Consider the following 23,133-nt stretch of genomic DNA (forward strand, 5'->3'; position numbering starts at 1 on the left):
GAGAAGCTTCAATTTGTTTGCGTTCAGTGATATTATTGGCAATAATTATGGCGCATCACTGTCCATTGAGTTCAATCACTTCTACTGAACCCAACATGGTTCTAATTTTCCCCGCTTTAGTTCTTTAAAGTTTTGAGAGTTTTCTGGATTTTAGCCGTTTAGTAATATACCATTTTTACTAAGTCGTGTGATTGAAAATGTAATGGGACTTGCTGAAAACTTAACAATTGATTGGGTTTTAATAAAAACCTGTTTACAGTTTGCTACTTGGGGATTTTGTTCACTGTTACTTGCGGAAATCCTTAGAGATACCTATCATGCATTGTGTCACCAAATCAATTGGCTGGCTAAATGGCATAATAAACATCATGGAGCCTATCGGCGGGATTTAACCTTAGTTTCCCAACAAGCTTATTTAGATTCCCAGTTGTATCACGACATAGTTGAATCGGTCATACTGGTGGTTTTACTAACAATAGTAGCCTTAGTTTTTCATCAATGGGGCCTATGGTTGGGAGTCATCTATGCTGTTACTTTTTTGTATGGTGCATCTGTGCGCTATTTCCAAGGGACTGTTGATACAGACTATAACCATTTACCAGGACCATTAGAAACTATTCCTTCTGTTTGGTTTGTGAATAGAACTTATCATTGGCGACATCATTTTGATGATGTTAATGCTTATTATAGTGGTGTCTTTTCTTTTGTAGATAAAATACTAGGAACAGGACTATCTCTCAAAGGTAAAACTGTTGCTGTAACTGGTGCTTCAGGGGCATTAGGACAAGCATTAGTAGCAGAGTTACTCAAGCATGATACCAAAGTGATTGCATTAAGCACCAATCCTGATAAAATACGGTTACAAAATGGATTAAAAGTGCTTTATTGGGAATTAGGGAATGAAGATAATCTGCAAGAAAGCCTCAAGAAAGTTGATATTTTAATTATCAATCATGGAGTGAATGTTTATAGTGATCGCACTACAGACGCAATTAACAATTCCTACCAAGTTAACACTTTTTCAGCATTGCGATTGATAGATATGTTCTGTGCAACTATCACAGGACCTAATGCCAAAGCCACAAAGGAAATTTGGGTTAACACCTCAGAAGCAGAAGTTTTTCCAGCATTGAGTCCTTTGTATGAACTCAGCAAAAGAGCTTTAGGTAATATTATTACCCTTAATCGTTTAGATAAAGTTTGTGTAATTCGCAAATTAATTTTAGGTCCATTTAAGAGTCCACTAAATCCTTATGGTGTGATGTCTGCAACACAAGTTGCAAGAGGAATCTTGTTTTTAGCTAAAAGGGATTTTAGAAATATTATTGTCACAATGAATCCGCTAATTTATTTAGTGTTTCCTATCAAGGAATTTAGTACATGGCTGTATTATCACATTTTTAGTAAATCAGTTATAGCTGGGAATAGGGAACAGGGTTGAAAGTCTTTTATTGACTGAATCAGGACTTACAGGATTTGAATATTTACAGGATGGAAGAAATTAACTCGATTATTTATCCTGTTCATCTTTTCATCTTTTCCGTCCTGATTTCAGACACTTTCCATGAGCAAAGTCTACAAGATTGATAAATTTTCTTATTCATCTTGTTCATCCTTTAGTCCTGCAAATCCTGATTCAGAGACAAGAAATAATAGTGTATTTCCTTACTTGAGTCATACTTGCGAATTAAAATCCACACCTTCATAAATATCACTAAAGGCAATTTGAAAATTTATTGATTTTAATGATAAAATATCATTTACTGATTAATACTCAGTTAACGGGACTTAAACAAAAGTTAAGAGTAAAGAGGAGTATAATGGGATTTCGGTGTAGCTTTCACGTTCAAAGAAGCTGATGAAAGAAACCACTGCCCCAGCAATGGGACCATGGTTTGAAAGATGGTGTCATTTGATGATGTATTTACTCATCAAGCAGAAAAAAGAGAGTTTAGACATTATTTAGGGGGATGATTGGGTGAAAGTCAGAGAAAAAACCTATTTCAAATGGCAGAGAATGCCCTAGGGGTGACGTACTAGCGATTACACCACTTTTTAACTGCAGTACCTTGGTCCAGTTCCCAAGTCAATGACCGTCGGTTAGAGATTATGAACAAGTGTAGTCAGAGGAGAGTCACCAGAGGATTTAGCTTAATAATTGATGATTCTGTCCATAGAAAAAGGGGGAATTTTAGGGATGGAGTAGGAAGACAATATATTGGAGAAATTGGGAACACGGATAATGGAATAGTAGTAGTAACAACACATCTATATGATGGCAGTAAAAGCTTACCATTACATATAGAGTTATATCACCACGGTGATTCTTGACGCAAAGGGAAACAAGACCCTCTATTTGAGAATAAATCCTGAGTTAGGAATTAAATTAATAGATCTGACCTTAAGCCGTAGTTATCAACCAGGAATAGTAATTATAGATCCTGGATATGGCCACATATCTAAGATACATCTTTCTTATTAAAGATAGAAAATCGGAATTGAAAGTATTGAGGAGGATTAGCTAAAAATCCCAAAGTCCTTGCCAGTGACCAAGAGGATAGTCCACAAATAATTAGGTTAGATAAATTAGCAGAAAGTTTACCCCAAGAGGCTGTTACAGAAATTCAACTGGAGTTAGATAAACCCAAAACATTATGGGTAGTAACTCAAGAAGTAGAAATATCAGCCTTAACTAACTGGAAAGGGAAATATTGCTATCGTCATCAAGGCTTCTACTTTCTCTCAAGCCACTGATATTGACTACTTGATTACCAATATTTCTTCATCAATTGTCACACCCCAATGGATAGTTGATACATATTGTCAAAGAAATTGGGTAGAACTTGTTTACAGGGAAGCCAAGGGACGGTTAGGACTCAAAGAAGATCAAGTTGGAGATAATAGCAGTTGACTGCGCCATTTTATTTTGGTTTTCTGTGCCTACACTTTTATTATTTGCCATCAGTGGACTGGAGGATTAAGACCAAGGTGGGCTAAGAAACCTTTGAATACTTTTACTGCAGCTTTAGAAGGGTTGAGAACAGCCATATCTTTTCTATTTATTGATTGGTTCAACTGGAATCCGGACGTGTTTCCTTCTAATAGAGCCAGTTTGGGCTACATTTGGCCTTGATTTTTATTTACGTCCCGTTAATACCCATTGTCCTTCAGCATTTTTAGAAAATTGTTCAATAAAATATTGTATCTATCGGCGGAATAAGTAGGGGTAAGAGAAAAAAAGAAAAAGTTGAGGGTGGGACACAGGGTGTTATAAAATATGAGACATGACGCAAGAAATTTTAGCAAAAGACTTATCATAAACAGAGTTGCTGCAAAGCATTGAGTGAAAAGGAATTGCAGAGGAATCCATGGGTCAGAAAGTAGAGATATGACTGAATCTAATAGAGCAGTTACAATTAGAAGTCAAAGAATTACGGGCAGAAAATCAAGGGTTAAGAGATGAAAACAACCGATTGAAGGGAGAAAAGGGTCAGCCAGAGATAAAAGCCAAGAATCAAAAAGGCTTCACAAGCAATCACTCATCGGAGAAAGAGCGACAAACCCCAAAAAAGGACAACAAAGGCAGTAAGAAGGGTTGGATGAAAATAGACAGAGAAGAAATACTAGAATATCCCCAAGAATTACTGCCAGGACAGGCACAGTTCAAAGGGTATGAAGAAGTAATCATCCAAGACATCATCCTGGCAGCCGATAACGTACTCTTCCGGAAAGAGAAATACTACTCACCATGAGAAGGAAAAACCTATTTGGCAGAACCTCCTTGGGGTTATGAGGGAGAATTCGGTCTAGGAATAAAAACCCTGATTATCAGCTTGTACTATGGGGGTAACATGACCCAAGGCAATTTGTTAGAGTTCCTAGAGAATATTGACTTGCTCGAGCATTTTCAACTACCAACTAAATGGAAAAATGCTCTCCAAGTATTACCTTAAGAAACTGTGTTGAGTGAGGCAGAGTTTCATACCCTACTGGATACACATCTGCCTAAACTGGGTTCACAACAACGGACTCGGATTATGGAAGCAGTAGCTATTGCTTTTTATCATCAACAAACTGATTGGCCAGTGGTGTAAACTGTGGTCTGTGATGATGCTCCTCAATTGAAGTTACTGAATGATAATATCGCTTTGTGTTGGGTAGATGAAGGAAGAAATTATAAGAAGTTAAGTGCGTTTATTGCTTGTCACCAAAAGGTTGTAGATGAATTCCTGGATGATTTCTAGAATTACTACCGAGACTTACTCCCTGATCAAGATTCTCCCAGTCACCAAACGGAAGATAAACTCCGGTATAAGTTTTGGAAGTTGTTCCACACTGACAGTGGTTATCAACAATTGGATGAGCGAAAACCATTAACTCTGGTCAAAATTTCTGAGTTGCTTTATGTTTTAGAGCATCCTGAATTACCTTTGCACAATAACCCGGCTGAGTTAGGTGCTAGAACTATGGTGCAGCGAGGCAATACTTAGTTATGCCACTCAGACTCTCGAAGGGACTCAGGCTTGGGATACTTTTATGTCTCTTGTTCCTACTACTCGTAAGTTGGGAATTAGCTTTTTGAATATATTCGTGACCGCATTTCTAAGGTTGGAAATATTCCCTGTTTGGGGAGTATTTCTTACGGAAAATCTGCTCTCAATCCTTTTGGTTGCTCATGGATGCCTGAATAACTTCTTCCCCGGAAGTATTCAGGGGATACAAAATATTCATATTGATTAATTATAATATATTCTTTTAATTCAGGAATACACCGATAAGATCTAAAGTTGTCTATTTTCTCATAGTTGAGAGTTGATTTAGATAACACCTCAATAATTATTGCAGGATTAATTACTTGAGTAGTTCCAGTTCCTTCATATATTGGTTCTCCTGAAATTAGCATAATATCTGGATAGGTGTAGACACGATAACGCGGTATCCATAATTTGACATCTCCCATATAAATTTTGTAGTTTCTACCCCGCATTTGCAATCTGAAATGGGCATAAAAATTACCTGCGATTTCATTATGATTTGTAGTTCCACCCGTCATAGGTATAATTTGCCCATCTATAATATTCATTTTTCAATTCTGATGTTTCCTCTAGTTGTAAATATTCTTCTGCAGTGTAGAATTATTGAAATATTTTAACTTGCATATCAACCTCATTCTTTGAAGAATTCCAATAATTAAGATTACCGAGGATAATGCTGGGCTAAAAATTCTCGTGCTTCAGATTTATCCTTAATTGTACCATCAAGAGTAGCTGTCAATAAATCATCTAGTATTTGCTTATATAATGGATTAGGTTTATAACCTAATTCTTTTAAATCATTACCATTTAACAAAGGTTGTATCTTTGCTAAATTAGTTAAAAAATGCCTGATTTTTCGTCTGATTTTTCGCGGACTTTGCAAAGCGATTAAAATTAAAGTTGCCAAATCATATTTTCTCAATAAATGGACAATTTGACTAGGAAGTTCACAATTGGGTAAAGATGTAATAATTTCTGTTTGTGCTGCAAACAGTTTGTTAAATCTAGAAATACTATCATCAGCTAATTGCAGATTCTTAGCTACCTTTGCCTGATACTTTGGTTCTAAGTGAGCAACTAATACTTCTAAACGCATTTGCCAATCATGTAGATTTTGTTGTTGGCCAAATCTTCGTAAATAAATGTCTAATAAACTTAATTGTCGTAAAACTTCCCCATCTAATTTTAAGCTATGGTGAAGACACCGCAATGCACCTAAATTATCTAATAAATGTAAAGCTGATTGCCAATAGGTTGCTGCGAGGATATTTTTAAATTCTGCTTTTAAACGAGTTTGTAAAGCAGGTGTTTTGGTATTTTCTTGGGAAGTTCGATCATAAACTCCGCTATTTATAGCATAGCGAATATATTCTTCAGTTCGCTGTTCAATTTGAAATCCAAACCGCACAGCAAAACGGACACCGCGGTAAATCCGAGTAGGATCTTCAATAAAACTATTAGGGTGTAAAATGCGAACTTGCTTGGCTTGTAAATCTAATAAACCACCAAAAAAATCTAATAATTCACCACTACGAGGAGATGTTAACCTTAAAGCCATTGCATTAATAGTAAAATCTCTTCTATATAAGTCTTGACGAATAGAACTAGCTTCAACTTCTGGATTTGCTGCAGGATAGGGATAAAATTCGGTTCTAGAAGTGGCAATATCTACCCATAATGAATCTAATTCCGGGTCTTTGTGCCATAGTAAAGCAGCAGTTTGAAATGCACCATGAATTTCTAAACGGGCATTTTGATAAATTTGCTGGAGTGCTTTTGCTAATTCTATACCTGCACCCACATCTGCTGCTTGATGAAAACCATCAACTACTAAATCAATATCATTAATCATTAATGTACCCGGTTGAGCTTCTACTAACAGCAAATCTCGTACTGAACCACCAACTAAGTAAAGATGCCAACCGCGTTTTTCTGCTTCCTGTGAAGCTATATTTAATAATTGCCAAAGTTGAGGCAGGAGACGTTTCTCTAATTCTATTGTTAGTCCTAATTCCTGAGAATAAGTTTGAGTTTTTAATTTTGTTAGCATAGCCCTTCTGAAAGAAGTATTTTGATTTTCTGCTTGATGTATTTCTCTTAAAACATCGGTACGAGTGACAATACCCACTAAATTTCCATTTTCTAAAACTGGTAATCTTCCAATATCATAGGTCACCATTAAAGACCCAATTTGCGGTAGGATAGTATCTGGTGTAATTGTCTTTAGATTAGTTGTCATATAACCTTTAACGGGTGCATGGCTAAAGCCGTGATGTAAAGCGATATCTAAATCACGTCGGGAAATAATACCCACTATTTTATCTTGATCATTAACAACAGATAAACCAGAATGTCCGTAACGGAGTAAAGTTTTTTGGGCTTCACTAATGGTGGTTTCTGGTCGAATAGTACGTACAGGAGAAGACATTAAATCTCTGGCTGTGGGAGGATGGGGAATTTGTGCTTTTAATCTATCTAATAGTTGTTGTAAAATTTCTTGTGAGTCGTTGGTGCGAATATTTAAAGATGCGGCTTGGGAATGTCCACTACCACCAAAAGGGTGCAATAAGAGACGAAGATTTGTATGGGGAATTTGCGACCGCCCAATTACAGTTAATCGCCATTCATCTTCACCCAAAGGATATTCATTTGCCAAAATTAGGGCATCAATTTCTGTCAACTCCACCAGTTTTGATGCTAAACCTGATAACCCTGGTACGAAAGCACCAGTTTTTAATGTCACCCAAGCCATAGTATATCCACGTAGACAAAGATATTCTAAATTTTCCAGCGCCTCAGTTAATAATTGTTGCAACTGCGGTGATAAACCTGGATCACGGTAGGTTGAAATTACAGATAAACTTGCCCCCTGTTGCATCAACCAAGCCAACGCTAAAGCATCTCTGGGTGTAGATTGGTTATATGTTAACGAACCTGTATCAACGTGAATACCCAAGGCCATGACAGTTGCTTGAGGAGATGTGAGGTTAATCTGATGCTTTTGTAGTTCTTCTACCATTAAAGTCGTCGTTGCACCCACACTATCAACATATAATTGCGTCCTGGGAATATCACTATCTTGTCCAAGATGATGGTCGTAAACTACAATTTCCTGGACATTGGGTAAATCTAACCATTCAGCAGCTTTACCCAAGCGAGCGCGCTGTTGAGTATCCACTATCGTTAAAGAACGGATTTTTTCAGGATTGACAGAACGCCTTTCAATCAGCGAATATTCATCCCGATGCAACGCCAAAAAATCCCGTACTGGTGGATGCGCTCCCCCAGTCAAGACAATCTTACTTCCTGGCTTGAGGCAAGTTAACCCCACAGCCGCCCCTAAAGCGTCAAAATCAGCAGTTGTGTGACAAAGAATGATATCCATAAGAGGTAATGGGGACTGGGGATGAGGGAGATGAGGGAGAATAAATAATTATCTGTTCCCTATTCCTTGATAACTGATAACTGAATTGAGCAACTGTTACAAACCAGAAGTAAAATATTAATTGATCAGAGGATACCAAGTGAGTTCACAAGGGTCACTGAGCAACCCAGTCTGTCCATTTTATAGTGACAGCCTAGGGAAAAGTTACGATTTCACTGTGTTGGGAAAAGTAAAAATGAGCATAGTATTCCAATTTGCTTTAGTATCTCTGGTTCTGATGTCCTTCGTCCTGGTTGTTGGTGTTCCTGTTGCTTATGCAACTCCTCAAAACTGGGTTGAATCTAAAAAGCTCCTGTGGGTGGGTTCTGGTGTTTGGATTGCCTTAGTGCTTTTAGTTGGTTTATTAAACTTTTTTGTGGTGTAGATAACGGCTGCAAACAGACGTTGACACATAACATAAAAATTCAGAGGAGCAGAAAAGCTGGGTTTACAGGAAAGGGACGCAAAAATATCTTTGTTCTTTTTCGATGTTGACATTGCTTTCCTGCTCCTCTATATTCCATCCAGAAAAGAGTATTGGCTAAGAAGTTATAGTTATAAGAGGCAGTCATGGCAGTTTTTGAGGGAACATTTACTCAAACAGAGCCTTTAAAGTTTGCGCTGGTGATTGGTCGATTCAATGACTTGGTTACTGTCAAGCTTTTAGAAGGATGTCAAGATTGTCTGAAGCGTCATGGTATAAATCCCGATCCTCAAGGCAATCAGGTAGATTATATTTGGGTTCCAGGCAGTTTCGAAGTTCCTACCGTAGCTCGCCAGTTGGCACTCTCCCATCGTTATGATGCCATAATTTGCTTGGGTGCGGTGATTAAGGGACAAACGCCCCATTTCGATTATGTATCTGCTGAAGTAGCCAAAGGTATTGCTGCTGCAAGTTTTCAAACAGGAGTACCTGTGATTTTTGGCATTTTGACAACAGATACTATGCAGCAAGCATTGGAACGCGCAGGGATTAAAAGTAATCACGGCTGGGATTATGCCATGAACGCTATAGAAATGGCCAGTTTGATGCGTCAATTACGCTCTAATCTAGCAGAACCCTATGCTCGTCATGGTCAGTCTTTAGCAGCATCACTACAAAATCCTATGGAGTCAGAGGTGGTTTAGAAGAGGAGTGTGGGAAGATTGGGAAGATTGGGAGAATAAAATTTATTCTCTCCTGACTCCTGACTCCTCAACTCCTCTTCAAAAAAAAAATAAATTTAGGGGTTGACAAACCAGAATAAATCTGACAGACTGAGATTATTATAACATTTGCGGGTATAGCTCAGTGGTAGAGCGCAACCTTGCCAAGGTTGATGTCGCGCGTTCGAATCGCGTTACCCGCTTATAATAATAATTAATGTTAATATATTGATATTAACATTAATTATTATTAGGTTTGTGTATACTAAAAACGGTTGAAAAGTGTCATTCTGAAGGTTCGCGCAGCGTCTCTGAAAGAGATAGTGAAGAATTTCCGAGATACTCCGCTGCACTAAGTTACCCATGGCTTACCCCACCCTGCGCTATCAGTATGACATAAGTCTATGTTTCACCCGTTTGCAGTATAATCGCTACTAAATTTCCAGGCTTGATATTTATTAATGGCTGGACTCAAACCTAACGGATAACTACTAAGAGCTATCTTGCTCGGTATTTTGTTGCATTGAAAATAGCGGCTGGAATACTGGCAGAAATATACTAGAACTAGTGCTAAGAGTGGAAGTATCCCCACTCATAACTGTTAAGAAAAACACGCTCAAGTTATTTAGACTGCTTGTGCCATCTCAAAAACCTGAAAAAATAGATTTAAATACGGATTATACTTGTCCTTGTCGTCGTCGGGGGCGGTTAATTCCGATCACTCTGACAGAAGCTTTTGGTTGCAATCGCTGTCAACAAATTTTCGTTGTCGAAGATAATGGTTATGTGCTGGAGCAACTTTCTACTACCTATCCCTATAAGCGTGCTTGGCGCTGGACGGGGAAAAGTTGGTATGTGATCCAACCCCGGTTAGGAGAAAGTTATTTGCCGATAGCGTTGGGCATTATTTTCGTGCTAGTGATTATATGGCTACCATTAGCATTACGCTTGGCGAATAGTTCAAGTATTATTGCTTGGGCTATAGTAGCGGTGCTATTGGCTATTCTGCCAGCAATTATGGTCTGGCTTACTTACAGACGTTAATTCAATGACTGTTGAAGTTTTTGATGATTGTCCCGAACCCATGAACAGCGCCAAACGCGCTTACCAAGCTTCCCTTAAGTTAGGGATTACCAAAGGGGCGGATCGGAGTCGTGCTGTGCTGGCGATGGCACAGGGGCTTGAATATTCATTCGACGATATTCTCGAAGCGAATACGTTGGACTTAGAAGCAAGTCGAGAAATGGCGGTGTCGGAATTAATTTTGGATTGGCTGAAGTTAACTCCTTCCAGGTTAGAGAATGCTGTGGCCATTCTCCAACGTCTGGGAGAATTATCAGATCCGCTGCGACGGGTAAGGACGGCTGATTATCAACAGGAAGATTCTCAGAGTTATACCCAGTTGATGCCTTTGGGCGTGATTGGATTTATTTATGAGGCTTTTCCTGATTTAGGGGCGATCGCAGCTGGTTTTTGCTTAAAAACAGGCAATAGTGTGATTCTCAAAGGCAGTACAGAAGCTAGTCATTCCAATGCTGCGATCGCTCAAGTCCTACAAAATGCTATTAATGAAGTTGGTTTACCACCAGGCTGTATAGAACTAGTTACAGCCGAACATGGTGCTTCTGTGCGAGATTTAGTCACCCAAGACCAGTATTTAAGTTTAGTCATTCCCTACGGACGTTCTAGCTTAATTCAACAGGTGGTTAGACAAGCAACTTGTCCAGTTTTAAAGTCAGCCATGGGTAATTCTTACCTGTACTGGTCGTTGAATAGTAGTTTAGAAATGGTGCGCTGGATGATTCTCGACAGCCATGAGAGTGAACCAGATCCGGTAAACGCGATTGAAAAAGTGCTGATTCATCGTCAAGCTTTACCCTCTTCTTTATCTGTGTTATGGAATAGCTTAAAAGAAAAAGGCTTTGAACTCAAAGGAGATGCAGAATTAGTAGAAGCCTTTCCCCAGTTGCAGTTAGCCAAAGAAGGAGAATGGGGAACTCCCTATTTAACGAAGACAGTGGCGTTTAAATTGGTGGATAGTTTAGAAAGTGCGATCGCGTGGATTAATCAATATAGTAGCGGTCATGCGGATTGTATTGTCACAGAATCCTACCAAGAAAGTCGGCAATTTGCTTTAGGAGTAAATAGCGCCTCCACCTATATCAATGCATCCCCGCGTTTTTCCCGCAACTCCTCACGGGGAGATGCAGTATTTTTGGGAATGTCTAATCAAAAAGGACATCGCAGGGGGTTTATGAGTTTGGAAACCTTGACTACGGTGAAGCATATCGTTCAGGGAAATGGACGGTTTTAGGAGTGAGGAGTGATAAGTAAAACTGTTATTCATTTATTCATTTAAAATAGTCATTAAAGATATTCAGCTATTTCTCACAGTACGCTCAAGTTCGTAAACAGAGAAGTTGAATTTATATGTCTAATCGACTAAAGCTTGTTAGGGAAAGGATGGCAGCCTTTGAGGGTGCAGCAAATCCATCAGTAGCAATTGAAAGTGGTTATTATATCCACGCACCAGGAAAATTACTTGTAGATAATATCTCAAATCGCATAGCTTTGCGTCCATTGTCTTCACATCTTCTTTTAGGAGGTATTGGTTCTGGTAAAACAACTCAAAAGAGAGGGACGAAAATTTAGAAAGGAGTATGTGTCTGGCTTTCCATAGTGTTAAGATGAGGAAAGAGCCAAGGAAAGAATCAGGGTTGGGAATAGTTACGGATAGTTCCTATCCATGAAGATGTTGATAACTAATTTATAACTGACCTCATATCCATAACATTTATGAAATGGGCAAAACTAATAAACCGATTCCTAATGTGACTAAACCACAAATAGTAAGAATTACTTATGAGTAAATTCAGGAATCCAGGGGAAATCTTTGTTGAGGTATCCGGAATATTACAAGTCTAATGACCTGTTTAACAAAAATACCTTTGGTGGAAAACTCTTTGTTTCCTGCCTTTTGTTCTGAGGTCAATTCTCCTTTACGTGGTTTCTTATCTTATAATGTCTGGTATATTCTTTACTCCTTGATATGCTTTATCTTCTTCAAATATTTGGTTTTTATGAAACTTTCCTTGTTGCTCTTGAAATAAGCTAATATCACTGGTTGGGCCTTTTTCTCCTACTTCTACATCGACAATATCTTTTCCTTCTGGTAAGATGACAAACTGATTTTTAAATCTGTGCTGCTTCTTCTTACCTGAAAAGTACCTTTTTTGCTCCTGATTATCTGAAGGCCTTCCTCATGGCTGTTCCATGCTGTCCACTATTAAGTGAAACTCCGTCAATAGTTCTATCGCCATGGCATAATCGCTATCATGTTTTTCTACCTATTCAAGGAGACTAGCAGGCAAAACATTTCGTAATATCTCTAGTCAGTAATCAAATGTGTCCTTTGCTTCCGTTTTGGATATACCGAAATGCAAACCTAAAACCTCAAATGTTGGCATTTTCCTCCAAGAGAATAAGCATAGACATACCTGTTCCTTTATCTCTAGTTTCCCTTTCCCCCCTCCTCCTTTCTGATTTATACCTATGTTTTTACTTCCTATGTCACCTTGAAGTTTTTTATGCTACATTTCAGCTCGGGCTAACAAGTATTGAAACTGATGCTTAGTTATTCCCAGTATTTGTTTTGTAGGATGTGGATATTCTTGAATATAGTTAATTTACTGGATTTTTCCTTTTGGTACACCCTCAGAATTCCCTTCTACCATTTTTCTGACACCAAGTAGATTTTCCAGACAGATCTAATTCTTAGTTGCTTGTCAGCAAATTAATGAGATAGAAGATACCCATGTAATATATGTAGACGTTAGTTTGTATACATATATTTCCAAAATAACCACTGGCGTTCTAACTGCAATTGCAGGGCTAGAACTTGCTGAACTTATGAAAGATAGTGAAGATAACAATGTTATACTATCCATTGATTTAATTCGTAAGCTGGCAAAATGATAGCGAGTATTATGACGAATCTGATTATTACGAACCAGTGATTAGTGTCCAAGGCATTCTTCCTAAGAAAATAGAGGGCTATGGAATCAAGTTAGAGTTAGTAAAAACAGTCAATGACTTAACTAAGTTAACATCTGAAAAATATGCATATCTGGTTATTCTATTTGATTAATTAGATAGAATTAACGATGCTCAAAAATTTATGCGGCTTGTATTTTCAGATGCGAAATCAATATGATTTGCCGGTATTGGTCTAGTGTTAGTAGGTCTATTAACAGGGATTTATAGTAACTATCATGATACAGTTGCTAAGAGTTTAGACTACTTCTATTACCAGCCTTTTTTGATGTATAAAATAACCCAGAGTCTTATAATTTATTTGAGAAGATCATTCAAGCTTGCTCATATGAAAATTTTCTAGAGGAAGTAGCAATTAAAGCATTAATTCGTTTGAAATCTTTAACAGCAGACTGTGATAAGAAGTTGTTGAAAATGCAATATCATGAAATTTATAGTTTCCTGAAAATGACATTGAGAAAAAGGAGTTATTGAACCCACCTTCCGCACCCTAACTGTACCCTAACTGTCACAGATAGTAGTACATACGAACTAAAACTCCTGCAAGGAAGAAAAGGCTTAATGAGAATAGTATGATTAAAATGGCTATAGAGTGAGAGAATAAAGTTTTGTAAAGAAGATAAAAGAAAAGAAAATTTAATGATTTAAAAATTAAATTAGAACAGAAGAAGAAATGATTGAATCACAACAGGAGTTGTGGATAATTCTGTTGTGGAATCAAAGCTTCAAAAAATGGAAATTCAAAACCTAGACCATTTAGGTATAGTAGCAGGAATAATAGACATCATAGGAGTAGTAGAAATAATCCTTGAAATTGGAGAGAAACTGAGTCCGGGTCATTTAGTAAAACCCATGATAATAAACGGGTTAGGATTTGTATAAAAACCCTTATATATGATATTTCCCTAAGATTTTGAAACAATCCCCTGTGACCATCTAATAAGAGCAGGAGTAACACCAGAATATCTCAAGGACGATAAACTGGGGAGAGTCATGGATAAACTATTTATAAAAGGATTGGATAGAATATTTTTTATTGTCGCCTTAAAAGCAGCCCAAAAATTTGGAGTATCCCTATGAGCAGGCCATCTAGACTCATCATAAATGTACATACATGGGCAATATAATACCAGCTTACCAGAAGTAATATTTGAGAGTCAAAAAGTAGGAAACAATCAAGAACTAGAAGAATTAGCAGTAAAATCACCAAAAGAAATAACCATCACCTACGGTTATTCTGGTGACCATAGAGCGGAGTTAAAACAGTTCATCATAGAAATAATATGTTCAGGAGATGGAGACATACCAATATATATTTTTAATACTAGCATCGGGAAACCAAGGAGATTTATCATGCTTTGGTAAAATAGCAGTAGAGTACCAAAAACAATTAAAAGTTAACAGTCTCATAGTAGTAGACTGGGCCTTATATACAGAATCAAATCTAAAAATGATGAATGATGTCATATTTAAGCTGGTTATGTCCAGTGCCATTAAGCGTAAAATCAGCACAATCATTAATATCAACATTACCAGAACCAGAACTTGTTGATAGTAACTTACCCGGATATAAACTAGCTTCAAAAACAGTAAATTATCCAGGAATAGAACAAAGATGGTTAGTAGTGCAAAGTGAAGAAAGAAGAGAATCAGACCTAGGTAAACTCTCACAAAAAATTACCAAGGCACAATCAAAAGCTGTGCAAGATTTCAAAAAGTTATCACCAGAAAAATTTGCTTGTGAAGGTGATGCTATCAAGGGGTTATCTAAACTATTCAAACAATTCAAATATCACCAAATTAACCAGAGTAACGTTACTCAAATCAAATCTAAGAAAAAAGATAGTTCAGGAGAGATATCCTCTGAAATATCAGCTACAGTCTCCCAGAATGAAAGTAAAATTAATACAGAATTTCTGAGGGCAGGGCCTTTTATTTTTGCTACAAACTTTTTGGATTCCAATGAACTTACCCATGACTCCATCTTGAGTGAATATAAAGCTCAACAGTCTTGCCAGAGAGGGTTTGCTTTTCTCAAAGACCCATTATTTTTTGCAGACAGTATTTTCCTAAAAAGTCCAGAGAGAATAGAGTCCCTGGGAATGATTATGGGTTTATGTCTGCTGGTTTATACTTGAGCGCAACGACAAATTACAACCGCTGTGAGAGAGTCTAAATCAACCGTAAAAATCAATTGGGTAAACCAACTGACCGCCCCACTTTACGCTGGATTTTTCCATGCTTTCAGTCTATTTATTTAGTTACACTTAACCAAGAAAAACACAGCTGTTACTGGACTCAAGAGAGAGATTTCATTGTGAATCTTTTACCAGAGCATTGTTTTCCCTACTATCAATTAGTTACCTAATTTTTCTCTCTATTAATTTATCTCTATTAATTTAATTTCTATCAAAAAATAACCTAATGTCTTTGATTTATAGCTCTATTTTACTATGTCCATAATTTCTTTTTTTACTTCAATCTATTAGTCTAAGTTATGATTTATCTCTTGAATATCTTCATTTATCTGTTGACTCCTCTGGGCGGTGTTCTTTCTTATTGCTCCTTATTGAGAATAGCTTTTAATGCTATTTTTGGTGCTTTACTGTTTCTCCAATGCCTTTCTTCACTGTATATGTTTATTTTTATGCTCCCTTGGATTTTTTCTCTCCGTAATTTCTCTCTGTAGCACTTTAGGGTGCGGAATGTGGGTTTGAAATAACTAACTGGAGGAAAGCAAAACTTTAAGCGCCTCAAAGACATCAAAGACATTGACTATTTTCAAAGATTTGATAGATGCTGGTTTAATTTTGCAATCTTAGTGAATGAAAATATTAAACCTGCTGAAATTATTACATATGATTTTGAAATCAGATTTTTAGAAGAGAACCCAAAGAAATTTTTACGCCTTGACTTGAATAGACTTGAACATAATCATGAAGATAAAAGAAAACGATTTCATATACATCCAGGTAATGATGACTTAATGATTCATGCCTCCCCAATGTCACCACTGGAAATTCTACATTTATTTTTATATAACTTAAAAAAGCCTGAACGTCCTCGCACTTAGCAGCAAAGGAAAAAATATAAAAAATGTATAGACACTGTATTATAAGTCTCTACACAATTAATTTATCTGGTTAATCCAAAATTCGCAAATAGATTCAAACCCTGAAACCCTGATATTTTGATAGAACCTTAATTTTGAACTTCGAATTTCGGATTTTGAATTTCTATTACTCACCCAAATTAATCGCGGGATTCTTACTAAAAAATCCCCTGGGTATCAGTTTAAAACTCACTTCATGTCTAGGCATGACTGGCCAATCTTCAGGACGAGGAAAGTGAGTGATACCCATTGTATACCACACCACAATATCTTCATTTGCTAAAGATTCATTATCAGCAATATATTTTGGGAAACCTTCCCCTAATTTGCTTTGATTAGGATAATTACCACCTGCATACATTTCACCATCTTTATATTTTGTCAACCAAAAATGATGAGATACAAAATTAGCTTTTTCTCTAAAATTTGCACCTTCCAAAGGATACATAATTGTATTTCCACCAGGTGTTAAAATATATGTAGTAGGAACATCTAATTTATTCTTTTTATCCGTATTAGCTATTATCTATTCTCGACTATGTTTGATGTCTGCATCTCGCACAGCATTTTTTCTGTGGTTCATTGAGTATCTGCCAAAGTAATAGCATTACCTAAAGGATTTGTATGACTTATGGGTAGTGAATTAACATTCATTTCCATGACAGAATTCTTCTGTCCGTCTACATCTAAATCTAGACGATACTTAAAAAAGTGTTGATGATTTACACCGAAGATATTTTTAGCTAATAACCGCCCCAAGGATGGATTTTTAGTTTGTGTGTTTACATTTGTTTCCTGTGGTAAATAAATTCCTGTTAATTCATTTTTAATTCCTAAAGTTCCATATTGGTGAAATATGCAATTGAGGATGTAATCATAATTATCAACTTAATCATTGATATTACTAATTCCCAATTACGGCGTACACAATTTTTCTGATTATGATAATTAAAATCTTTCCAAAGTACGCCATTGTCTTTTTCATAAATACCAATTACCCCTGCTACTAGATAAGATTCTCCCTCACCGTTAGCAAATACAGGATCTAATAAAATGCCATTTTCACGAATCTCTTTGCCTAATTCTAATTTATTGGCTAATAATCCAATGTTGTATTCTCCCACATCAAAAGCGTTACGAAATGACCAATAATGACCAGTTCTGATCTGGCTCACCATAAGGAACTACCATTTCCGAAAGGCTACCACGATAAAGAATAGGTCTGGATTTCTCACCATCGTGATAATTAACAAGATATAAAACTAAACCTTCACGGGGGTGCATTAAATAACGAAAATGCCAACCTTGCCAAGAAATTTCATTACCTTGAATTTTGAAAGTTGTTCCTTCAGGTTGAACAATTTTTAATGGCTTTGGTGCGGGAATTAATTTCTCAAAAGAGGAAAGAGCATAGTCCCAGTTTTCTTGGGAAATAGCGACTACACCACGATCAACAAAACTATCAACTCTACCTTTATTTAAATCAACTGTAATTCAAACTCCTTCAATGGGATGAGCAAAGTAATTCCCATATTGACATCGATAATAGGATAATGGTCGACAAATACGATTACCTTTTTTTTGTTCTTCTGATGTGAGTATTCCTGGTGCCCAACAACTGATTTGGACTTGAGCAAAATCTTTGATCCCTCGTTTTCTCATGGCACTTTGCCAACGTGAATCAGCTTTAACTACTTCTTCTGCAAGTTGATAATCTAGTGGTAACATGGCTGCTTGAACCTGGGGTATTGCTTGCCACTTAGTGAGGGTATTTTTATTTAAATCTACTATTCCTACAAAGGTTTTATTAAGTTCACGTTCATAAATTTCTAAAAATACCTGGCGTGGAAATTGTTGACCAGGTTGGAAATTTAAAACTGTTTTTTTATCAGGTTCTTGCAAAGTTATCATGGAAAAAAATGTGGCTTCGCTTAATTTTTTTCCCGTTGTAATATTTCTACGGCGGTATTAACTTCTCTTTCTGTTAAGGGGTTGAGAGGATGAGGTGTGATGATTTCCTCAGCAAATGTAATCTGAGGAGAACTTAGCCAGAAATGAAAACTCACGAAGATAGCGATCGCTAACCTAAAAAAAGGATGTAAACTCTTAATCATACTGTTTAAGAACAAAATACATCTATTGATTTCAATGCTTTTGCTCAAAAACAGTAAAATTACAATAATAACCAGCGGTCAGTGATCAGCGGTAAAACCCTTTTACTTTTGTACTTCCGTTACCTGCAATACCCTGTATATGGCATTGTTCTTACTTTTTGCGTTTCTGTAGCTCTGGATGAAACCAAATGGTATCTTTATGCAGAAACTAAGCGCCGTAAAGATTCAGCACGGCGTTTTGCCGTAGCGTTATTGGGAGCAAATTTTAATACTTCTTCATACATTTGCAACGCCTGAGCAGATAATTTTTTCTTCTCGTAAGCATGACCAAGATTATTCAAGGCTACTACATAATCGGGTTTCAATTTCAGTGCTTCTTTATACTGACGAATAGCTAAATCATATTGTTCTTGGGCGAAGTAAACATAACCCAATCCGTTGTAAACTGGGGCAATATTTTCTTCTCCTTCTTCCTCAGCAGCTTTGATGGCTTTTTGAAATAGGGGTATCGCCTGGGTAAAAACTTTTTTCTCGGAATAAATACTGGCTAATTCGTAATATTCTTGGGCTGTACCTTTTTCTTTTGTTAATTTGGTTTTTAACTTAGAAAGAGAGTTTTCCAGTTTACGAGTTTTGAAAATCTCGCGAAAAACACTCACTGCTGTAAATGCGAGTAAAATGACGAAAATTGAGAGATAAACAAGGACTAGGTTATTATCCATTGGCTGAAATATAGACTATTAAATGTTTCTTCTTGATCTATTTTGTCAGTTGTTGGTTGTCATCTGTCAGTTGTTAATGTTTTCTCCTGACTATTACCCAATCCCCAATGCTGTGTACTTTCTTTGAGCCAACCTGTAGCTATATAACGTGCGATAGCTTCATTGACCGACCTTCTAAACTCATCGTACTGCAAACCCTTGGCCATGACCACAGATAAGGGTTCAGTTGATAGTTGGCTGGGTAAGATGTGATATTTAGGATATTCTTGTACCCAACCGCTAAGAAGACTGTTATCAGCCGCAAAAGCATCAACAGCATTACTTTCTATTTTTTCTTGTGCTTGGGCATAAGAGCTAACGCCTATTAACTCAGACTTAGGTATAAAATATTTTACATAAAAGATAGTGCTCGAATTATTGAGGACAGCTATTTTACGTCGATATAAATCTTCTAACTGATTTATAGAAGTATCTTTAGTAACTATTGCAGCGCCATCATAATAGTAAGGAACACTGAAACTAACAATGCGTGAGCGTGATTCAGTGGCTGTAACGTTGGCAATAGCAAGGTCAATTTTATTTTCGACAATGACAGGTAAGCGATCACTATTAGCCACAGGTTGAAATTTGACAGCATCTGGTTTACCCAGCAAATCATTTGCTAAACGCTTGGCTAAATCAATTTCTAAGCCTTGTAAATTGCCCTTATCATCTCTAAATCCCAAAGGACGTAGGTTATCTTTTACGGCCACAGTCAAATAACCACGCTTTTGAATTTCTGGGAGAGTTGCGCCAGATGCAACCAAATCTGTCCCCAGAGAAAACAAGCACAAAATTAAAATTAAGGTAGCGCCTAATACCAGATGTAACCGACTCATAGTAGACCTTTGCTTTGCTTCAATTAAAAATTCAATCAAAAATCCCAATGGGTTGATCATTTTTAATTCCCCCCAGGGGACATCTGTTACTGAAAAAATGGGTTTAAAGCCCCGTGCGTCTAGGACGGCTTTTTAATGCTAGAATATTTTGCGTAGAAGTTTTCCACGTACAATGTTCTTCTTGGAGTTCAAAGCTAAGGGGCTGGCAACTGAATACAATGCTGTTGATGAGGCAATTAGAACGGCTCAATTTGTCCGCAATGAGAGTATCGTATCTTTTTTTGGATGCATAATCGAGGTGTAGGGCAGAAAGAGTAGAGTTATACCGCCTTAGTAAAACACTCTGAGAAGAGTTCCCCTTTGTTAAAGCTTTGAACTCAAGTGCTTGCCAAGCCTCTATCGAAAGAGCCTATAGTTCCATAGCTCGGTTCTACGACAACTGCAAGAAATCTATTCCCGGCAAAAAGGGATATCCAAGGTTTCAGAAAAATTGTCTGTCGCTCAGTTGAATACAAGACATCTGGGTGGAAATTATCTGATGCTAGGAAGCAAATAACTTTCACCGACAAAAAGGATATTGGCAAACTGAAACTCAAAGGAACTTGGGATTTCAACTTCTACCCATTAGACGAGATAAAATCAGTTAGGTTGATACGTACGGCGGATCGCTACTATGTTCAGTTTTTAATTAGTATCAGAAAACAAAGTAGAAGCACAGCCCACAGGTAAGACCGTTGGGTTAGATCTAGGACTCAAAGAGTTGTATACTGATAGCAATAGTAACATCGAACCTAACCCCAGGTTTATCGTACTAGCGAAACAAGGCTCTGCCAATCGTAAAAAAGCCATTAATCGACTAGGGCGAATACACCTCAAAATAAGTAGGCAAAGTGAAGAACACGCCAAGAGAGTGGCTCGTTGCATAATCTAATCTCACGATTTGGTCGCCTACCAAGATTTGAGAATGAGGATTAAGAACTTAGTTAAAAATCACTGTCTTGCCAAGTCAATTAATGATGCTGGTTGGTATCAGTTCAGAAAATGGTTGGAGTATTTTGGGGTAAAGCTTGGCAGAATAACTGTTGCAGTTAATCCTGCCTACACTTACCAGGAATGCTCTAACTGTGGTGCGATAGTCAAAAAGTCTTTGTCAATGAGAACCCACGGTTGCAAATGTTGGTTTGTTTTAGACCGAGACTGGAATGCTGCTATCAAAATTCTGAAATTAGCCTTGAGTACCGTAGGGCATACGAGAACTTGGATCTTAGATCGGAACGGAACGCTTCAAGACATTAGACCACCACTATGATTGGAGAAATCCTGTCACAGCAAGTTGGGTCTTGTAATGAAGAATGCCCACTCCTTTAGGTTGGGGAGTCTCAAATCCGCTATTCATCCGTTGTTACCTTTATCCCTTAATTAAGCTTTAACAGAATTTGCCAGTTCTGCGACTTTAGCAAAGCTTGCAGGATCAAGAACTGCCAATTGTGCCAACATTTTGCGGTTAAGTTCAACGTTAGCTTTTTTGAGATTACCAATTAACTGGCTGTAGCTCAGACCATTTTGTCTAGAAGCCGCGTTAATACGAGTGATCCACAGACGGCGAAAATCACGCTTTTTCTTTTTGCGATCGCGGTAAGCACTGCGAAGCGCCTTCATCACCTGTTGGTGAGCGGTTCTAAACAGAGTTGAGTGAGAACCACGAAAACCTTTAGCTAATTTGAGAATCTTATTGCGGCGTTTACGAGCTACATTACCGCGTTTTACCCGGGTCATATATTACTACCTGAAGAATGTTTTACAAATAAGGAAGCATCAAGCGTACATTGTCTGCATCGCGTTCATCAACAATTACCATCTTAGACATATTGCGCTTTTTGTCAGCAGACTTGTGTTCAAGAAGGTGGTTTTTGAAAGCCTTGCGACGGACGATTTTACCTGTACCTGTGGCACGAAATCGCTTTGCCGCTGCTTTACGAGTTTTGAGTTTAGGCATGGGGATGGCTTTGATTCGACACAATCTCTCATTGTATACTAAGAGAACCTAATTTAAACAATTGAGAGTTAGTTTTTTAAAGCTGTGCTGACTTTCGGATCTAACACGATGCGTGAGCCGGTTCGATCTATATGATAAATCCAAGACGCTTGATTGACTCTCACAACGACTTCCCAACCGTTAATAGGGTCAAACTGTTGAGTACAGACTTCACCAAAGTTGAACACACATCCATTACTGAAAGTTTTCTGTGTAGAACGAATGATTCTTATAGCACGAGTTTGTAAGTTAGAACGTTGATAAGCATCAATCAAAGCTTTTTCAGCGATTTGTTCTGGTAGTTGAGAACCCTTAGAGGTAGTAATTTTTGGGTCAAGAACGATTTGTGAACCGGATTTATCTACATGATAAGTCCAAGATTCTCCTTTTACCTTCACAATTAGTTGCCAACCTTCTACGGCGTCAAACAATTGAGTACAGACTTCACCAAAATTAAACACACAGGAATTACTGAAAGTTTTTGTTGTAGAGCGAGTAATTTTTATGGCACTTTTTGGTAAACCAGAACGGCTAGCTGCATCTGTAATCACTTTATCCGTAATGCTTTTTGGTAGTTCGGAAACATTAGATATATTAATTTTAGGGTCAATCACAATTTGGGAAGATTGACTAACATGATAAGTCCAAGATTGTTGTTTAACTCTGACAATGACCACCCAACCCTGAATAGGTCTGTATTCCTTAGTACAAACTTCCTTAAACTCAAACATACAGCGATTTCCAAAGGTTTTCGGTGTGACTTGAGAAACTTTCAAATCAGCGATTTTCACCCCTGAACGCAGGGAAGCATCCCTTAGCACAGCCGTAGAAATATCTCCGGGTAAAGTATTTTGGGCGATTTGTATCTGTTCAGATCCAGGAATAGCTACAGATGTATTATTATTAGCAACATCCACTCCACAAGCCAGCATACTGCTTAAGACAAGAGTTAAAACAACAGATTGAGATAATTTAGAGTTATTTTTCAGATGCGATAACATAGATGTTTTTTCCAAATCTTTAGATAGATACACATTTATTTACTATTTTCATCATAATTTTGTTCCCGAAATTGGTAATTGATAATTGGCAATATAAACCGACATGAAAACTA

26 protein-coding genes, 1 tRNA gene and 5 pseudogenes are annotated in these 23,133 nt (G+C 37.4%); 17 read left to right on the forward strand and 15 right to left on the reverse strand.

Annotated features, from left to right (window positions below; all coding sequences use genetic code 11):
- Window positions 1-202 precede the first annotated feature (202 nt).
- From AAZO_RS20370 to AAZO_RS39540, 7 genes and pseudogenes are all read left to right on the forward strand, one after another.
- Window positions 203-1,441 (forward strand): bifunctional sterol desaturase/short chain dehydrogenase, encoded by a 1,239-nt coding sequence (locus tag AAZO_RS20370; RefSeq protein ID WP_013192665.1) that lies wholly within the window; start codon window positions 203-205, stop codon window positions 1,439-1,441.
- 417 nt (window positions 1,442-1,858) lie between these two features.
- Window positions 1,859-3,133: pseudogene (locus AAZO_RS20375) on the forward strand (IS701 family transposase).
- A gap of 340 nt (window positions 3,134-3,473) precedes the next feature.
- A complete protein-coding gene (locus AAZO_RS39535; RefSeq protein ID WP_228371324.1) occupies window positions 3,474-3,752 on the forward strand; it encodes a hypothetical protein in 279 nt (92 codons plus the stop codon).
- Window positions 3,753-3,767: 15 nt separating this feature from the next.
- Window positions 3,768-3,953 carry a hypothetical protein gene (locus tag AAZO_RS20385; RefSeq protein WP_041641608.1) on the forward strand — a complete coding sequence of 62 codons (186 nt, stop codon included), beginning with the start codon at window positions 3,768-3,770 and terminating at the stop codon, window positions 3,951-3,953.
- A 6-nt stretch (window positions 3,954-3,959) separates the two neighbouring features.
- Window positions 3,960-4,094 carry a hypothetical protein gene (locus AAZO_RS41700; RefSeq protein ID WP_266886434.1) on the forward strand — a complete coding sequence of 45 codons (135 nt, stop codon included), beginning with the start codon at window positions 3,960-3,962 and terminating at the stop codon, window positions 4,092-4,094.
- 27 nt (window positions 4,095-4,121) lie between these two features.
- Complete coding sequence (locus tag AAZO_RS41705; protein ID WP_266886437.1) at window positions 4,122-4,244, forward strand: hypothetical protein; 123 nt, start codon at window positions 4,122-4,124, stop codon at window positions 4,242-4,244.
- An 81-nt stretch (window positions 4,245-4,325) separates the two neighbouring features.
- Window positions 4,326-4,490, forward strand: coding sequence for a hypothetical protein (locus tag AAZO_RS39540; RefSeq protein WP_228371325.1), 165 nt, complete (start codon window positions 4,326-4,328; stop codon window positions 4,488-4,490).
- Window positions 4,491-4,717: 227 nt separating this feature from the next.
- On the opposite strand, the pseudogene AAZO_RS20395 reads toward AAZO_RS39540, so the two are convergent.
- Together AAZO_RS20395 and AAZO_RS20400 are read right to left on the reverse strand one after the other, a co-directional pair.
- Window positions 4,718-5,135, reverse strand: a pseudogene (locus AAZO_RS20395) (Uma2 family endonuclease); the annotation flags it as partial.
- A 61-nt stretch (window positions 5,136-5,196) separates the two neighbouring features.
- Complete coding sequence (locus AAZO_RS20400; RefSeq protein ID WP_013192666.1) at window positions 5,197-7,920, reverse strand: CBS domain-containing protein; 2,724 nt, start codon at window positions 7,918-7,920, stop codon at window positions 5,197-5,199.
- A 235-nt stretch (window positions 7,921-8,155) separates the two neighbouring features.
- Here AAZO_RS20400 and psbZ point away from each other — a divergent pair, with 235 nt between their 5' ends.
- The 6 genes from psbZ (at window position 8,156) to AAZO_RS20430 (ending at window position 11,757) form a co-directional block, all read left to right on the forward strand.
- Window positions 8,156-8,344 (forward strand): photosystem II reaction center protein PsbZ, encoded by a 189-nt coding sequence (gene psbZ / locus AAZO_RS20405; protein ID WP_041643540.1) that lies wholly within the window; start codon window positions 8,156-8,158, stop codon window positions 8,342-8,344.
- A gap of 185 nt (window positions 8,345-8,529) precedes the next feature.
- Window positions 8,530-9,087 carry a 6,7-dimethyl-8-ribityllumazine synthase gene (gene ribH / locus AAZO_RS20410; RefSeq protein WP_013192669.1) on the forward strand — a complete coding sequence of 186 codons (558 nt, stop codon included), beginning with the start codon at window positions 8,530-8,532 and terminating at the stop codon, window positions 9,085-9,087.
- Window positions 9,088-9,236: 149 nt separating this feature from the next.
- Window positions 9,237-9,308: transfer RNA gene (locus tag AAZO_RS20415), tRNA-Gly, on the forward strand.
- A 433-nt stretch (window positions 9,309-9,741) separates the two neighbouring features.
- Window positions 9,742-10,149, forward strand: a complete 408-nt coding sequence (locus AAZO_RS20420; RefSeq protein ID WP_041643543.1) for a hypothetical protein — start codon at window positions 9,742-9,744, stop codon at window positions 10,147-10,149.
- Window positions 10,150-10,153: 4 nt separating this feature from the next.
- On the forward strand, window positions 10,154-11,419 hold the full coding sequence (locus AAZO_RS20425) for a glutamate-5-semialdehyde dehydrogenase (RefSeq protein ID WP_013192671.1): 1,266 nt from the start codon (window positions 10,154-10,156) through the stop codon (window positions 11,417-11,419).
- Between the two features lie 116 nt (window positions 11,420-11,535).
- Complete coding sequence (locus AAZO_RS20430; RefSeq protein ID WP_144031343.1) at window positions 11,536-11,757, forward strand: hypothetical protein; 222 nt, start codon at window positions 11,536-11,538, stop codon at window positions 11,755-11,757.
- 359 nt (window positions 11,758-12,116) lie between these two features.
- Here the strand turns inward: AAZO_RS20430 and AAZO_RS39545 are convergent.
- A pseudogene (locus tag AAZO_RS39545) lies at window positions 12,117-12,302 on the reverse strand (IS5/IS1182 family transposase); the annotation flags it as partial.
- A gap of 195 nt (window positions 12,303-12,497) precedes the next feature.
- Window positions 12,498-12,572 (reverse strand): helix-turn-helix domain-containing protein, encoded by a 75-nt coding sequence (locus tag AAZO_RS41710; RefSeq protein ID WP_266889682.1) that lies wholly within the window; start codon window positions 12,570-12,572, stop codon window positions 12,498-12,500.
- A gap of 1,318 nt (window positions 12,573-13,890) precedes the next feature.
- Here AAZO_RS41710 and AAZO_RS44120 point away from each other — a divergent pair.
- From AAZO_RS44120 to AAZO_RS20455, 3 genes and pseudogenes are all read left to right on the forward strand, one after another.
- A pseudogene (locus tag AAZO_RS44120) lies at window positions 13,891-15,526 on the forward strand (IS1634 family transposase).
- Between the two features lie 129 nt (window positions 15,527-15,655).
- Window positions 15,656-15,847, forward strand: a complete 192-nt coding sequence (locus AAZO_RS39575) for a C4-dicarboxylate ABC transporter (protein ID WP_081462844.1) — start codon at window positions 15,656-15,658, stop codon at window positions 15,845-15,847.
- 132 nt (window positions 15,848-15,979) lie between these two features.
- A complete protein-coding gene (locus AAZO_RS20455; protein WP_013192673.1) occupies window positions 15,980-16,231 on the forward strand; it encodes a hypothetical protein in 252 nt (83 codons plus the stop codon).
- A 166-nt stretch (window positions 16,232-16,397) separates the two neighbouring features.
- On the opposite strand, the gene AAZO_RS42845 is transcribed toward AAZO_RS20455, so the two are convergent.
- From AAZO_RS42845 to AAZO_RS20470, 8 genes are all read right to left on the reverse strand, one after another.
- The gene (locus tag AAZO_RS42845; protein WP_338027221.1) at window positions 16,398-16,796 is read right to left on the reverse strand and encodes a copper amine oxidase; all 399 of its coding nucleotides are present in this window, start codon (window positions 16,794-16,796) and stop codon (window positions 16,398-16,400) included.
- A gap of 53 nt (window positions 16,797-16,849) precedes the next feature.
- Window positions 16,850-17,140, reverse strand: coding sequence for a copper amine oxidase (locus AAZO_RS42850; RefSeq protein ID WP_338027223.1), 291 nt, complete (start codon window positions 17,138-17,140; stop codon window positions 16,850-16,852).
- A complete protein-coding gene (locus tag AAZO_RS42855; protein WP_338026951.1) occupies window positions 17,104-17,448 on the reverse strand; it encodes a copper amine oxidase in 345 nt (114 codons plus the stop codon). Before AAZO_RS42855 ends, AAZO_RS42850 begins: the two co-directional genes overlap by 37 nt.
- Window positions 17,405-17,764, reverse strand: a complete 360-nt coding sequence (locus tag AAZO_RS42860; protein ID WP_338027224.1) for a copper amine oxidase — start codon at window positions 17,762-17,764, stop codon at window positions 17,405-17,407. Before AAZO_RS42860 ends, AAZO_RS42855 begins: the two co-directional genes overlap by 44 nt.
- Window positions 17,765-18,181, reverse strand: a complete 417-nt coding sequence (locus tag AAZO_RS42865) for a hypothetical protein (RefSeq protein ID WP_338026952.1) — start codon at window positions 18,179-18,181, stop codon at window positions 17,765-17,767.
- Window positions 18,182-18,201: 20 nt separating this feature from the next.
- Window positions 18,202-18,384, reverse strand: coding sequence for a hypothetical protein (locus AAZO_RS42870; protein WP_338026953.1), 183 nt, complete (start codon window positions 18,382-18,384; stop codon window positions 18,202-18,204).
- A gap of 197 nt (window positions 18,385-18,581) precedes the next feature.
- Complete coding sequence (locus tag AAZO_RS20465) at window positions 18,582-19,106, reverse strand: tetratricopeptide repeat protein (RefSeq protein ID WP_013192674.1); 525 nt, start codon at window positions 19,104-19,106, stop codon at window positions 18,582-18,584.
- 59 nt (window positions 19,107-19,165) lie between these two features.
- Entirely contained in the window at window positions 19,166-20,044 is an 879-nt protein-coding gene (locus AAZO_RS20470) for a transporter substrate-binding domain-containing protein (RefSeq protein WP_013192675.1), read from the reverse strand.
- A 112-nt stretch (window positions 20,045-20,156) separates the two neighbouring features.
- Here AAZO_RS20470 and AAZO_RS44125 point away from each other — a divergent pair.
- Window positions 20,157-21,352, forward strand: a pseudogene (locus AAZO_RS44125) (RNA-guided endonuclease InsQ/TnpB family protein).
- Between the two features lie 51 nt (window positions 21,353-21,403).
- Here AAZO_RS44125 and rplT read toward each other — a convergent pair.
- From rplT to AAZO_RS20490, 3 genes are all read right to left on the reverse strand, one after another.
- Window positions 21,404-21,760 carry a 50S ribosomal protein L20 gene (rplT, locus tag AAZO_RS20480; protein ID WP_013192676.1) on the reverse strand — a complete coding sequence of 119 codons (357 nt, stop codon included), beginning with the start codon at window positions 21,758-21,760 and terminating at the stop codon, window positions 21,404-21,406.
- A 22-nt stretch (window positions 21,761-21,782) separates the two neighbouring features.
- Window positions 21,783-21,980 (reverse strand): 50S ribosomal protein L35, encoded by a 198-nt coding sequence (gene rpmI / locus AAZO_RS20485; RefSeq protein ID WP_013192677.1) that lies wholly within the window; start codon window positions 21,978-21,980, stop codon window positions 21,783-21,785.
- A gap of 68 nt (window positions 21,981-22,048) precedes the next feature.
- On the reverse strand, window positions 22,049-23,020 hold the full coding sequence (locus tag AAZO_RS20490; protein ID WP_013192678.1) for a hypothetical protein: 972 nt from the start codon (window positions 23,018-23,020) through the stop codon (window positions 22,049-22,051).
- Window positions 23,021-23,133: the final 113 nt, after the last annotated feature.

It is taken from the genome of 'Nostoc azollae' 0708, assembly GCF_000196515.1.
GTDB lineage: Bacteria > Cyanobacteriota > Cyanobacteriia > Cyanobacteriales > Nostocaceae > Trichormus_B > Trichormus_B azollae.